This is a genomic window from Arthrobacter sp. Leaf141, assembly GCF_001424565.1.
GTDB lineage: Bacteria > Actinomycetota > Actinomycetes > Actinomycetales > Micrococcaceae > Arthrobacter.
In genome coordinates this window covers 25,202-38,477 of sequence record NZ_LMOL01000041.1, presented here as the reverse complement: position 1 = coordinate 38,477, position 13,276 = coordinate 25,202, and the positions used below count along the sequence as shown (strand labels likewise).

13 protein-coding genes are annotated in these 13,276 nt (G+C 67.1%); 6 read left to right on the top strand and 7 right to left on the bottom strand.

Annotation, left to right across the window (positions count from 1 at the left end; all coding sequences use genetic code 11):
- Nucleotides 1-61 precede the first annotated feature (61 nt).
- Nucleotides 62-1,165: an App1 family protein gene (locus ASF72_RS18225; RefSeq protein WP_082484547.1), complete on the bottom strand. Its 1,104-nt coding sequence runs from the start codon at nucleotides 1,163-1,165 to the stop codon at nucleotides 62-64.
- A 75-nt stretch (nucleotides 1,166-1,240) separates the two neighbouring features.
- Nucleotides 1,241-1,969, bottom strand: a complete 729-nt coding sequence (locus tag ASF72_RS18220) for a DUF72 domain-containing protein (protein WP_050685116.1) — start codon at nucleotides 1,967-1,969, stop codon at nucleotides 1,241-1,243.
- Between the two features lie 124 nt (nucleotides 1,970-2,093).
- Between ASF72_RS18220 and ASF72_RS18215 the strand changes: the two genes are divergently transcribed.
- The 3 genes from ASF72_RS18215 to ASF72_RS18205 all read left to right on the top strand — a co-directional run bounded on the left by ASF72_RS18215 (nucleotide 2,094) and on the right by ASF72_RS18205 (nucleotide 5,003).
- A complete protein-coding gene (locus tag ASF72_RS18215; RefSeq protein ID WP_056601203.1) occupies nucleotides 2,094-3,902 on the top strand; it encodes a glycoside hydrolase family 15 protein in 1,809 nt (602 codons plus the stop codon).
- 100 nt (nucleotides 3,903-4,002) lie between these two features.
- Nucleotides 4,003-4,290, top strand: coding sequence for a DUF1508 domain-containing protein (locus ASF72_RS18210; protein ID WP_050685118.1), 288 nt, complete (start codon nucleotides 4,003-4,005; stop codon nucleotides 4,288-4,290).
- Nucleotides 4,287-5,003, top strand: a complete 717-nt coding sequence (locus ASF72_RS18205; RefSeq protein ID WP_082484545.1) for an HAD family hydrolase — start codon at nucleotides 4,287-4,289, stop codon at nucleotides 5,001-5,003. Before ASF72_RS18210 ends, ASF72_RS18205 begins: the two co-directional genes overlap by 4 nt.
- Before the next feature lie 20 nt (nucleotides 5,004-5,023).
- On the opposite strand, the gene ASF72_RS18200 is transcribed toward ASF72_RS18205, so the two are convergent.
- Entirely contained in the window at nucleotides 5,024-5,272 is a 249-nt protein-coding gene (locus ASF72_RS18200) for a hypothetical protein (RefSeq protein ID WP_050685119.1), read from the bottom strand.
- Nucleotides 5,273-5,431: 159 nt separating this feature from the next.
- Between ASF72_RS18200 and ASF72_RS18195 the strand changes: the two genes are divergently transcribed.
- Nucleotides 5,432-6,613: a zinc-dependent alcohol dehydrogenase gene (locus tag ASF72_RS18195; RefSeq protein WP_050685120.1), complete on the top strand. Its 1,182-nt coding sequence runs from the start codon at nucleotides 5,432-5,434 to the stop codon at nucleotides 6,611-6,613.
- Between the two features lie 86 nt (nucleotides 6,614-6,699).
- Here the strand turns inward: ASF72_RS18195 and ASF72_RS18190 are convergent, their stop codons facing one another.
- Genes ASF72_RS18190 through ASF72_RS18175 form a run of 4 tightly spaced genes read right to left on the bottom strand, consistent with a single transcriptional unit; the run spans nucleotide 6,700 to nucleotide 11,884 of the window.
- Nucleotides 6,700-7,512: a bifunctional allantoicase/(S)-ureidoglycine aminohydrolase gene (locus ASF72_RS18190; RefSeq protein WP_050685121.1), complete on the bottom strand. Its 813-nt coding sequence runs from the start codon at nucleotides 7,510-7,512 to the stop codon at nucleotides 6,700-6,702.
- Between the two features lie 15 nt (nucleotides 7,513-7,527).
- Complete coding sequence (locus ASF72_RS18185; protein WP_050685122.1) at nucleotides 7,528-8,796, bottom strand: DUF6986 family protein; 1,269 nt, start codon at nucleotides 8,794-8,796, stop codon at nucleotides 7,528-7,530.
- Nucleotides 8,797-8,799: 3 nt separating this feature from the next.
- On the bottom strand, nucleotides 8,800-10,398 hold the full coding sequence (gene aceB / locus ASF72_RS18180; RefSeq protein WP_056601202.1) for a malate synthase A: 1,599 nt from the start codon (nucleotides 10,396-10,398) through the stop codon (nucleotides 8,800-8,802).
- Nucleotides 10,399-10,435: 37 nt separating this feature from the next.
- Nucleotides 10,436-11,884: an NAD-dependent malic enzyme gene (locus ASF72_RS18175; protein ID WP_056601200.1), complete on the bottom strand. Its 1,449-nt coding sequence runs from the start codon at nucleotides 11,882-11,884 to the stop codon at nucleotides 10,436-10,438.
- A 210-nt stretch (nucleotides 11,885-12,094) separates the two neighbouring features.
- On the opposite strand from ASF72_RS18175, the gene ASF72_RS18170 reads away from it, so the two are divergent.
- Both ASF72_RS18170 and ASF72_RS18165 read left to right on the top strand, forming a co-directional pair.
- Entirely contained in the window at nucleotides 12,095-12,850 is a 756-nt protein-coding gene (locus ASF72_RS18170; RefSeq protein WP_050685125.1) for an IclR family transcriptional regulator, read from the top strand.
- A 136-nt stretch (nucleotides 12,851-12,986) separates the two neighbouring features.
- On the top strand, nucleotides 12,987-13,235 hold the full coding sequence (locus tag ASF72_RS18165; protein WP_050685126.1) for an SCO4226 family nickel-binding protein: 249 nt from the start codon (nucleotides 12,987-12,989) through the stop codon (nucleotides 13,233-13,235).
- Nucleotides 13,236-13,276: the final 41 nt, after the last annotated feature.

The window sequence follows — 13,276 nt, the reverse complement described above, 5'->3', positions numbered from 1 at the left end:
GCCCTCGGAGGGCGACCACCCATCAGCAGATGTAACCAACCTGCTGGCTGAGTACACCTAGCTAGAGCAGGTCCAGGGTGGCCAGCTGCTTCGCCATGCCGGCGCCGTCCGGGGAGTAGATCCACGGCACCCGGGACGCTGAGTGGTCGCCGTCCTCCGAGTGGCCGCCGGCGAACACCGACTCACTGACGGACAGTTGCCGGATGGCGATGGCCGCAACGCGGTCCGGGTTGTCCGCGGCGAAGCTGTTGTAGATGGCCTCATCGTGCTGGCCGTTGTCGCCGATCAGGAGCCACTGGATGTCCGGGAACTCCTTGCTGAGCCGCTCCAGGTTCCGGCGCTTGTGTTCCTGGCCGCTGCGGAACCAGCGGTCCTGCGTCAGGCCCCAGTCCGTCAGCAGCAGGGCGCCGGCCGGGTACATGTTGCGGACCAGGAACCGGGCCAGGGTGGGCGCCGCGTTCCAGGGGCCCGTGGACAGGTAGATCACCGGGGCCTCCGGATGCTGGATCCTGAGCCGGTCCAGGAGTACCGCCATGCCGGGGGTGGCCATGCGGGCACGTTCGCTCAGCACAAACGTGTTCCAGAGTGCCAGGAAAGGCCGGGGCAGGGCGGTGACCATCACAGTGTCGTCTATGTCCGAGACGATCCCGAAGCGTACCTCCGGAGCCACCACCTGGATCAGCGCCTCGTACGGTTCGGTGCCTTCGGCCTGCAGTACTGCGGTATGCCAGCCCGGTGAAAGCCGGACGTCCACTTCCGTGTCAACCAGGCCGCCCCGGTCCGCTTTGACGCGGGCCACCACATCGCCGATGGTGATTTCGACGTCCGTAAACTGCAGCGGCACGCTGGTGAACGCACGCCAGCCCCGGACGTTCTGCATGCCGCTGCCGGCCTCCCGCTCGGCCCGGCTGCCCGGCAGCGGCCGCTGCGTCAGCAGCACCCGGCCCAGCACCCGCACCCGGCTGGTGGAGCCGTAGCCCTGGTAGGCGATGGTCTGGGGCACAAAGTCCCAGCGTTTGGCGAGCTTGATCCTGACCCCGTTGACGGCGTCCGAGATGCGGTGGGCCAGCCGGAAAAACCCGTTACCGGCCAACCCATTCCCGTCCGGCAAATGGTGGGGCTGCGGAGCTGCGTTCGGGGGCACGTCGTGCGGGGCCTGGTCCATCCCTCCACTCTGCCACAGGGCGATGCCTCATACGGTGCTGCATGGGTGGCGAAGGTGCAGGCAGCCACCCCGGCGTCACACGCCGAGGAACCCCCGCAACGTGGCGGCGTTGCGCACGGCGTGGCCGCCGCCGTCGTTATTGAAATATGCGTACACGTCCAGTCCCGCGGCGTCCCATTCACGGATCCGGTCCGCCCACCAGTGCAGGTCCGGATCCTGGTAGGAACCTCCATACAGATGGTGCTGGTCAGGGCCGTGCAGCCTGACGTAGGCGAACGGCGCGGTGGCGCGCAGGACGCAAGGCAGGTTGGCCCCGCTCATGACGCAGTACGCGGCCTGGTGCCGCGCCAGCAGGGCGTACACCCCGGGGCAGTCCCAGCTGGGATGGCGGAACTCGACTGCCACCCGGATCCACGGCGGGACGGCGGACAGGAAGTAGTCCAGCCGCGCTTCGTCGCGTTCCAGTTGTGGCGGCAGCTGGACCAGCAGGACAGCCCGTTTGTCGCCCAGTTCGTGCCAGCAGCGGGCAATGCGTTCCAGCCAGACCTCCGGGCCGTAAAGCTTCCTGCCGTGCGTCAGTCCCCGCGGCGCCTTGACGGACATGGCAAAGCCGGCGGGCAGGCGGCGGTTCCAGCCAGCGAATGCGGTGTCCCGCGGCCAGCGGTAGAAGCTGGCGTTCAACTCAACCGTGCTGAACCGGGACACGTATTGCTGCAGCCGATCGCGGGCGGGCAACCCGGAAGGGTAGAGGACATGCTCCCAGTGGTCGTAGCTCCAGCCGGACGTGCCGATGTGGATTGCCATGGTACCTGCCGTTAGTGGTGGGCCCGCCGCGGGCGGGCCGGACTGGAAGGCTGTTGCATCACCAACTGTCAGGCTACACGCCGGAACCGGCCCTGGCCGCAGGTGCATATGGCAGGGTGGGACCATGGCACGTATCGAGGATTATGCGGTAGTGGGCGACCTGCACACGGGGGCGCTGGTCAGCAAGGAAGGCTCCATCGACTGGCTCTGCCTTCCGCGGTTCGATTCGCCGGCGTGCTTCAACGCGCTGCTGGACACTCCCGACGCCGGGCGCTGGCTCCTCGCGCCCGAAGGCGGCGGCAGCTGCACGCGGCGCAGCTATCGGGACGGCAGCCTCATCCTCGACACGGAGTGGGAGACGCCGGAAGGCACGGTGCGCGTCATCGACTTTATGCCGCCACGCGACTCCGTGGCCGATATAGTCCGCATCGTTGAAGGCGTCAGCGGCACCGTCAAAATGCACGGCGAGCTGACCCTCCGCTTCGATTACGGGCACATCATTCCCTGGGTGCGCCGGGACAAGCACGGGCTCCACGCGATCGCTGGCCCGGACGCGGTTTACCTGGTTACCCCTGCCCCGCTGCACGGAGAGAACATGCACACCGTCAGCGACTTCACGGTCAGCGCAGGGGAGCGGATCCCGTTCGTCCTGACGTGGGCGCCGAGCCATGTGGGCCGGCCCCACATGATGGATGCGGAAGAGGTCCTGGGCACCACGTTCGCGTTCTGGCGCGGCTGGACATCGCAGTGCGCGGTCAAGGGCGAGTACCAGGACGCCGTGGTCCGCTCCCTGGTGACACTCAAGGCGCTGACCTATGCGCCCACCGGCGGCATCGTTGCTGCCGTCACCACCTCCCTGCCGGAACAGCTGGGCGGCCCCCGCAACTGGGACTACCGGTACTGCTGGCTCCGCGACGCCGCCATGACGCTCCAGGCGCTCCTCGCCGCCGGCTACACGGCCGAGGCCGCAGCGTGGCGCGACTGGCTCCTGCGCGCCGTGGCCGGCGACCCGGCAGACCTGCAGATCATGTACGGCATCCACGGCGAACGCCGGCTCCCCGAGATGGAGCTGCCCTGGTTGAAAGGCTACGAAAACTCCGCTCCGGTGCGGATCGGCAATGGCGCCGCTGATCAGTTCCAGCTGGATGTGTGGGGTGAGGTCCTGGACTGCCTGGCGCTGACCCGGAATTCACTGCTGAAGCACTCGGACGAGGCCTGGGCGGTGCAGCTGGCCCTGATGGCCCACCTGGAAACCATCTGGGACCAGCCGGACAACGGGCTGTGGGAAATGCGCGGTCCCCGCCGGCACTTCACGCACTCCAAAGTGATGGCCTGGGTTGCCGCGGACCGGATGGTCAAGGGCGTCCGGGATTACGGGCTGCCCGGTCCGGTGGAACGGTGGGAGGAGCTCCGGGACACCATCCACGCGGAAGTGATGGCCAACGGGTTCGACGCCGAACGGAACACCTTTGTCCAGTCCTACGGCCGGCCGGAGCTGGACGCCAGCCTGCTGCTGATTCCCCGGGTGGGGTTCCTGCCGCCGGATGATCCCCGCGTGATCGGGACCATCGAGGCCATCCAGCGGGACCTGACGGAGGACGGCTTCGTGCTGCGCTACCGCCCTGACGAGAGCGACGACGGCCTGCCGGGCGACGAGGGGGTGTTCCTGGCCTGCTCGTTCTGGCTGGTGGAGGCCCTGCTGGGCGCCGGCCGGCACGTGGAATCCAGGCAGCTGTTTGAGCGCCTGCTGGAACTGCGCAATGACGTGGGACTGCTCAGTGAGGAGTGGGGCGTCAAAGCCGGCCGCCAGCTCGGCAACACCCCGCAGGCCTTCAGCCACTTCGCCCTGGTGACCAGCGCGCTGGAGCTGCACCAGGACACCATGCGCCGCAGCGACAGGCCCATCCCGCCCGAAACGGTTCCCGCCGGCTGAACCGCCGCTTTTCCGTCAGCCAACCGGTAAGTATACTTACTAGTACTTCATGGAGTGCTTCCAGATGCACAGTGCCGTGATTTACGGAGGAGTGATACGAATGGCCGGATATTTTGAACTCGTGGATGCGCCCGACGGCGGCTACCGGGTCCGGATGATGGATGGGGCGGGGAACCTGATGGCCATCTCCGTAACCTTCCCCACCAAGCGGGCGGCCGCCGCCGGCATTGCCATGGCCCGCGAGGTGGCCGGCACCGGCCTGATCCGGGACAAGAGCCATGGCGGTGCAGGAACTGTGCTCCGCGAACGGGTCCGGCCCGTCAGTTCCGCCAAGGAGGAAGCGGCCCTGCGCCGTAAAGCGCCGGACGTCCGGCGGGCGGCAGTGTGAGTAAGGCGGCAGACCAGGCGCCCTCCGGCCTGCGCCGGGGGGTGCTTTTTGATGTGGACGGGACGCTGATTGACTCCTCGTATCTGCATACCGTGGCGTGGTGGGGTGCGTTCCGCCAATACGGCCAGGACATCCCCATGGCCGCGATCCACCAGCATGTGGGCATGGGCGGCGCGCGCCTGGTGAACGCTCTGCTTCCGGCTGGACCCCACCGCCCCGCCACGGCGGACGTCCTGGCCGCCCACGGCGCCCTGTACGCCGCCAACTGGCCCGCACTAAGGGCCTTTGACGGCGCTGCCGACCTGTTGACCGGCTGTCACGCCGCGGGCCTCGCCGTCGCACTGGCGTCGTCCGCGCGCACCGAGGACCTGGCGGTCATGCGGGACGTCCTGGGCGCCGGCGATGCGATTGACGCTGCTACCAGCGCCAATGATGCCAGCCGCAGCAAACCTGCCCCGGACATCCTGGTGGCCGCCCTGGCCGCCATCGGGGTGGAAGCTGCAGACGCGGTCTACGTGGGGGACGCGGTGTGGGACATGAAGGCTGCGGCGGCGCTGGGCATACCGGCGATCGGGGTCACCAGCGGCGGCATCCCCGCCGAAGCGCTCCGGGAAGCCGGGGCCGTGGAGGTCTACAGCGGGCCGCGTGAGCTGCTGGACAAGCTTGGCGCCAGTGCGATCGGCCGGCTCCTCACCCCGGATCCCGGGCAGTAAACAGCGGTTCTCCCGGTGGGTCAGGCAGTTGGCCCGGCCGTGGCAGCGTCCTCATCGCCGGCGTCGGGCGGCTTGTTCCACGTCACCAGCACATGGACGGAGCCGTCGCCGTTGCGCTGGACGTTCGTTCCGACGTCGGCCGGGACGGCCCCCATCTCCGTGATCCTGGTGCGGTACGACGCCACCAATTGCGTAAGGCTTTCCTCGGTCCATTCGCCGGGCCGTATCCGGGTGGAAATTTCGACTGGTTCCGGCTGGTAGAGCGTCATGGCTGTTCCCCTTCCTGCGGTACGGATCTGTTCTTCCTACGCTAAGAGCCTGTGGCGCGGACGACAAGGGTTTTCATCAGCATGCTTACTTTTTTGGGCGGAATCCGATAGCGTCGAAACGAGGGCAGCCGGCCCGGACCCGAGGTAAAGGAGAAGACAGTGCGAGCACTGACGTGGCAGGGAAAACGATCAGTAAGTGTTGAGGAAGTGCCGGATCCCGTCATCCAGGAACCCACTGACGCCATTGTGCGGATCACGTCCACCGCCATCTGCGGTTCGGACCTGCACCTTTATGAAGTCCTTGGCGCATATATGCATAAGGGGGATGTGATTGGCCACGAGCCCATGGGCATCGTGGAGGAAGTGGGCAGCGCGGTAACCAACCTGCGCAAGGGCGACAGGGTGGTGGTCCCATTCAATATCTCCTGCGGGCACTGCTTTATGTGCAGCCAGGGGCTGCAGTCCCAATGTGAAACCACCCAGGTCAAGGAAAAAGGCTCAGGAGCTTCCCTCTTCGGGTTCTCTGAGTTGTACGGGTCCGTCCCGGGCGGGCAGGCCGAGTACCTGCGCGTTCCCCACGCCGACTACGGGCCGGTCAAAGTGGGAACCGAGTTGCCGGATGAGCGGTACCTCTTCCTCTCCGACATTCTGCCGACCGCCTGGCAGGGTGTGCACTACGCAGACGTTGAGCCGGGCGGAACGCTGGCGGTGTTCGGGCTGGGTCCCGTGGGCCAGTTCGCCAGCCGGATCGCCGCCCACCGCGGCGTCCGGGTCATCGGCGTTGATCCGGTACCTGAACGGCGGGCCATGGCTGCCAGGCACGGCGTGGAAACGCTGGACTACAGCAAAGGCATCGCGGACGAACTGCGGGAGATGACTGCCGGCCGCGGAACTGACGCGGTGATTGACGCCGTCGGCATGGAAGCACACGGTTCCCCGCTTGCCGGGTTCGCGCACCAGGCGCTGGGGCTGCTGCCGGACAAGCTGGCACAGAAAGCCATGGAAACGGCCGGCGTGGACAAGCTCGCGGCGCTCCACACGGCCATCGACGCCGTCCGGCGCGGTGGAACGCTCTCCCTGAGCGGCGTGTACGGCGGCGAGGCAAGCCCCATGCCCCTGATGACCATGTTCGACAAGCAGCTGCAGGTGCGGATGGGCCAGTGCAACGTCCGGCGCTGGACCGATGACATCCTGCCGCTGGTGGAGGACGACGCCGATCCGCTGGGCGTGATGGACCTGGTCACCCACCGGTCCGGGCTGGACGGTGCGCCGGCCCTGTATGAGAAGTTCCAGAAGAAAGAGGACGGCTGCATCAAGGTGGTCCTCAACCCCGGAGCATAAGCCCCAACCCAACCAAGTAGCGCCACGTGCCGTCATGAGGGTTCACAACGACACTTGGCGCTACTCAGGTGGGGAAGAAGAAGTTCCTAGGTGAGTCGGACCTGGCGGTTCATGTCCTTGTACAGCAGGTAGCGGAACTCGCCCGGGCCACCGGCATAGCAGGCCTGCGGGCAGAACGCGCGCAGCCACATGAAGTCGCCGGCCTCCACTTCCACCCAGTCGTTGTTCAGCAGGTACATGGCCTTGCCCTCGAGGACGTAGAGGCCGTGTTCCATCACGTGGGTTTCCGGGAAGGGGATCACGCCGCCGGGCTGGAAGGTCACGATGTTGACCTGCATGTCGTGGGCCAGGTCGCTGGAGTCCGTGAAGCGGGTGGTCTTCCACGCGCCGTTGGTGTCCGGCATCGCGGTGGGCTCAACGTCCTTTTCGTTGGTCACGAAGGACTTGGCCTCGTGCCCTTCCAGGCGTTCGTAGGCCTTGCGGATCCACTGGAACGACGCCGGTTCGGTGGAGTTGTTCTCGACGCCCCACTCCGAGCCGGCGGCCAGGTAGGCGTAGCCGCCCTCCTCCAGCTGGTGCAGCTCGCCGTCGAGGGTGAGGCTGAGGCTGCCGCGGGTAAGGAACACCACGCCTTCGACGCCCGGCTCGAATTCAGCTTTCGGCGCGCCGCCGCCGGGGCCCACTTCGACGATGAGCTGGGAGAAGGTGGTGGCAAAGCCCGAGATGGGCCGGGCGATGATCCAGGAGCGGGTGTTCGAGAAGCCAGGCAGGTTGCTGGTCACGATGTCCGTCATCACGCCTTTGGGAATCACCGTGTAGGCCTCGGTGACGATGGCGCGCTCGGTGGTCAGGTGGCTCTGCGGCGGCAGGCCGCCCTGGGGGGTGTAGTACTTGCCCATTGGGAAGTCCTTTGCTTAGGAGGTGGAAGCGGCCAGCCGCGGGTGGGCAAGGGCCGTGAGGTGGGAAATGTCGACGCCGGTCCCCGCAAGGACCTCGTCGGCACCAACAGCGCCGCACTGGACGCCGCGGAGGACAAACGCCGCGAGGGCGCGGGCCGTGGCGGGCTCGTCCATCACGCCGCCTTCGGTCCGCTCAACGTAATTGCGCAGGCGGGCGGCAGCTGCGGGCAGGCCTTCCCGGTAGAAGGCGTAGGTGGCGGCGAACCGGCTGGGGAGCTGGGCCGGGTGCAGGTCCCAGCCCTGGTAGTAGCCGCGTTCCAGCGAACGGCGGACCAGCCGGCCGTGCAGCTGCCACGCGTTTTCCACGTTGTCGCCCACCGGGATGATGTTGGTGGACCCGTCGGAGAGCCGGATGCCGGTGCCGGCCACGGCCAGCTGCATGACTTCCTTGGCGAAGTCGGCAACGGGGTGCTCCATGGACTGGTACTCGGCCGCGATCTGCAGCGACGCGGAGTAGTCGTAGGTGCCGTAGTGCAGGCCGCTGATCCGGCCGGGCACCGCGTGCGGAAGCTGCGCCACCGGCGAGGTGCCGTCCGGTCCGAGGATCAGCTGCGGTGTTTCCACCTGCACCTCGAAGCGGAGCCTGCCGGCAGGCAGGGAGTGAACTGTTTCCAGGCGTGAGACCGCGAAGTCCATGGCCTGGACCTGCGCCACGGTGGTGACCTTGGGCAGGGTCAGGATCAGGCCCTCGGGAAGTTCGCCGGCAGCGGCCAAGCCGGACACAAACAGGTCCAGGGTCCGCAGCCCCCGGGCCCGGGTGGCGGCCTCGAAGCATTTGAACCGGATCCCGATGAACGGCGGGGCGGTCCCGGCCGCGGCTGCGGCGGCCACGGCGGAAGCCGCGGCAACGGCGGCGGCGTCTTCGGCGTCGTCGCCCCTGTCGCCGAACCCGTCCTCAAAGTCGAGCCGCAGGTCCTCGATGGGTTCGCTTGCCAGCTTGGCCGCCACCCTGGTGGACACGGCCTCGGCCAGCCCGGCGTCCTGGCCCAGGAGGTCCGCGAGCTTACCGAAGCCGCCCTTGGCTGCCACGGTAGCCAGAGCCTCGGCGCCCCAGTCCGCAGCGAACGACGGCGAGAAACGGTCAGCGGGCACGTACACCGTATGGACGGGCTGGCGGGAGCCGTCGTCGCCCGGGTAGTTGCGGTCCAGCAACCGGTCGGTGGCTGCGAGCTGCCCGTCGATGTGGGCCAGGTCCGCAGCAGAGAGAGAAGGTGTTGCCGCCATGCCTCAGCCCACCAGTTCGTAGGCAGGGGTGGTCAGGAAGTCGGTGTAGCCGTCGGAAAGGCAGATGTCCCCGATGAGCCCGCTGGCCGGCTGGTAGTAGCGGAGGAACGCTTCGTCGCCCACCTCCGTGCGGAGCCGTTCGGTTTCCTCGCCCAGGATCCGCTCCACCAGGTCCTTGGTGACGGTGTTGCCGGTATCGGCCAGCACCGATTTGTTGCGGATCTGCTGCCACACCTGCGACCGGGAGATTTCCGCGGTGGCGGCGTCCTCCATCAGGTTGTGGATGGCCACGGCGCCGTTGCCCGAAAGCCACACGGCGGTGTACGCGACGGCCACGTAGAGGTTCAGGCGAAGGCCGGCTTCGGTGACCTGGCCGTCGGCGGAGGAGACGTCCAGCAGCTGGGCTGCCGTGACGGTGACCTCGGGGCGCTGCTTGTCCAGCTGGTTGGGCCTGTCGCCGAGGACCCCGTCAAAGACTTCGCGGCAGGTGGGGACGAGGTCCGGGTGGGCCACCCAGGATCCGTCGAAGCCGTCGTTTGCTTCCCGGGTCTTGTCTGCGCGGACCTTGGCGAAGGCCGCCTCGGTGACCTCAGGGTGGCGCCGGTTGGGGATAACGGCCGCCATGCCGCCCATGGCGAAGGCGCCGCGGTGGTGGCAGGTCTTCACCAGGAGTTCCGTGTAGGCCCGCATAAAGGGTGCGGTCATGGCCACGGAGGCGCGGTCCGGCAGGACGAATTCCTCGCCGGCGTCCCGGAAGTACTTGATGATGCTGAACAGGTAGTCCCAGCGGCCGGCGTTCAGGCCCGACGCGTGGTCCCGCAGTTCGTACAGGATTTCGTCCATCTCGAACGCAGCCGGGATGGTCTCGATCAGCACCGTGGCCCGGATGGTGCCCTGGCCCAGGCCCAGGAAGTCCTGCGCGAAGACAAACACGTCGTTCCATAGCCGGGCTTCGAGGTGGCTTTCCATCTTGGGAAGGTAGTAGTACGGGCCCTGGCCGTTGAGGACCAGCTGCTTTGCCACGTGGAAGAAGTGCAGGCCGAAGTCCACCAGCGCGCCTACGGCCGGCTGGCCGTTCAGCAGCAGGTGCTTTTCCGCCATGTGCCAGCCGCGGGGGCGGGCCACCACAACGGCCAGGGGCGCGTCGGTGCGGAGCCGGTACTCCTTGCCCTCATCAGAGGTGAAGGCCAGGGTGCCCTGGGCGGCGTCGCGGAGGTTGAGGATGGCGTCGATGACGTTGCCCCACGTGGGGGTGCTGGCATCCTCGAGGTCCGCGAGCCACACCTTGGCACCGGAGTTAAGGGCGTTGATGGCCATCTTGGCAGGCGTAGCGGGCCCGGTCATTTCCACGCGCCGGTCCTGCAGGGCTGCCGGCGCGGCGGCAACTTTCCAGTCGCCGGCGCGCACCTCCTGCGTTTCCGGCAGGAAATCGAGCTTGCTGGTTTCGGCAACACGCTGGCGCTTGGCACCGCGGGCGGCCAGGAGCTCGTCGCGGGTGCCGGCGAAACGTTTGTGGAGTTCCTCCACGAAAGCCAGCGCCTTGGGCGTGAGGATTTCCTCCGCGCGCTCGATCGGCGTGGGGTCTGTGACTGTGATGGCCATTTCTGGTCCTTTCCTTGGCTGCGGGTCAGGCGGTGTGTCAGGCGTTGGCGTAAGCGGCCTCGGCCGCCGGTTCCGTTGCCTGGCCGGCCGCTGTTGCCGCCTGGGCTGAACGGGCGGCTGCTGCCACCGCTGCCGCCACATCGGCGGCCACGTGGGGATCAAAGACGCTGGGGATAATGTAGCTGGCATTAAGCTCGTCGTCAGCTACCCGGTTGGCGATGGCATCCGCGGCGGCCACCAGCATCGCCGGCGTGATGTCCGATGCGCCGGCGTCCAGGAGGCCGCGGAAGAAGCCCGGGAACGCCAGCACGTTGTTGATCTGGTTGGGGAAGTCGCTGCGGCCCGTGGCCACTACTGCTGCGTGCTTCGCGGCGATGACAGGGTCGATCTCCGGCGTGGGGTTGGCCATGGCGAACACGATGGCATCTGCGGCCATCGAGGCGACCTGCTCCTCGCCGATGACATGCGGTGCGCTGACGCCGATGAACACGTCGGTACCCTTGAGCGCCTCGTGCAGGGTTCCGGCGAAGCCTTCCTCGTTGGTGTTGGCGGCAATCCAGCTGCGGTGGCTGTCGTTGTACGTTTCGCCGGAGTGGATGGCGCCGGAGCGGCCGGCAGCAACAATGTGCCGGGCGCCCTGGGCCTTGAGGAGCTGGATGATGGCGGAACCCGCGGCGCCAACGCCGGAGACAACGATCTTGACCTCGGCGAGGGTCTTGCCCACCACACGCAGGGCGTTGACCAGGGCTGCCAGGGTGACGATGGCGGTGCCGTGCTGGTCATCGTGGAACACCGGGATGTCCAGTTCCTCGCGGAGGCGGTTTTCAATCTCGAAGCAGCGCGGGGCGGCGATGTCCTCGAGGTTGATGCTACCGTAAACGGGGGCCATGGCCTTGGCGATCATGATGATTTCCTCGGTGTCCTGGGTATCCAGGCAGACCGGCCAGGCGTCGACGTTGGCGAACTGCTTGAACAGTGCCGCCTTGCCTTCCATGACCGGCAGGGCCGCGGCCGGGCCGATGTTGCCCAGGCCCAGGACCGCCGAACCGTCCGTGAGCACGGCGATGGTGTTGCGCTTGACCGTCAGGTTGCGGGCAGCGGCGGGGTCGTCGGCGATGGCCATGCAGACGCGGGCGACGCCGGGCGTGTAGGCGCGGGACAGGTCATCACGGTTGCGCAGGGCTACTTTGGGGACAACTTCAAGCTTGCCGCCCAGGTGCATGAGGAACGTGCGGTCCGAGACATGCTGGACCGTGACGCCGTCGAGCGCGTTCAGGGCGTCCTTCACGCGGCCGGCGTGGTCGTCGTCGGTGGTGTTGCAGGTGACGTCCACTACAAGGGTCTCGTGGTGGGACTCGGTGACGTCCAGTGCGGTGATGGCTGCGCCGGCTGCGCCGACGGCGGCGGCCAGTTCACTGGTGGCCGTGAAGCTTGACGGTGCTTCCACGCGCAGGGTGATCGAATTTCCGGGGCTCGGGTTCGCCATTGAATGTCCTCCTGTAGGGCCCTTGCGGGCTTTCTGCTTTCGAAAAGTTTTCGTATTATGGATATTATTATCTACTTTGTGGAAATACAAGCCCCGAGGTGTTTCATGGCGTCCGGCCGCGGCCGTGCTGTAAGTTGGGACAACTAGGGCACGTCTTTTTCACCATGCGGATAAGACTTGTCGGAATCCGAGTCCACAGGAGACTGGTACATGGCTGAGAAAGCCGCCGGAGGCGTTCAGTCCGTTGAGCGCGTGTTTGAACTCTTGGAACTGATCACGGACGCTGGCGGCGACGTCACCCTCAGTGAGCTGTCCTCGTCCACGGACCTGCCGCTGCCCACCATCCACCGGCTCCTGCGGACATTGGTGTCCCTGGGGTACATCCGCCAGCTGCCCAACCGCAGGTATGCGCTGGGGCCCCGGCTGATCCGGCTCGGCGAAGGCGCCAACAAACAGCTCGGCGCCGTGGCCCGGCCGCAGCTCAAGGGCCTGGTGGACCGGTTGGGGGAGACCTCCAACATGGCCGTGCTGGACTCGGACATGGTGATTTACGTGGCGCAGGTTCCCTCGCTGCACTCCATGCGGATGTTCACCGAGGTGGGCCGGCGCGCCCACACCCATGACACCGGCGTGGGCAAGGCCATCCTGGCCCAGCTGGACGACGAGGTGGTCCGCGGCATCGTGGCCCGCACCGGCATGCCCACCCCCACGGCCAAAAGCATCGGCGACATCGAAGCGCTGTTGGCGGACCTGGGCCGGATCCGGGAACGCGGCTATTCCATCGATGAGGAAGAACAGGAGCTCGGCGTGCGCTGCTTCGCCATGGCCGTGCCCAACGCGCCGACCCCCACTGCCATCTCGGTGTCCGGGCCCGTATCCCGGGTGGACTTTTCCTTCGGCGAACGGGCAGTGCCCATGCTCCGGGACGCCGCGCAGGCCATCTCGGATGAGCTCAACCGCAACTGATCCTGCCGGTCCGGACGGGCGGGTGGAGCCTGCCTGTCCGGGCTTCCGGCACGGGTCAGCCACGGCCGTTGACCCCCCTCCGGGCCCGGGCGTAGCATCAGCGCATCCATTGGAAATCAACCCTGGGAGCGCTGTCATGGCAACCTTCATGGACGTGCATCACAACATGGTGGGCATCACCGCTGAGCAACTGCACGAAGCCCACAACGCCGACCTGGCAATCCAGGCGGACGAGCAGGTGGAGTTCAAGCAGGCGTGGGCGGATCCCGACTCCGGCCTGGTGTATTGCCTGTCCGAGGCGCCGGACGTGGAAGCCGTGAAACGGATCCACGAGCGGTCCGGGCATCCCGCCGACGAATACCATCCGGTTCCCCTGGTGGTGTGAAGCTGCCGCGGAACCGCGGCTGCCGGCGTTGTGCCCCCACC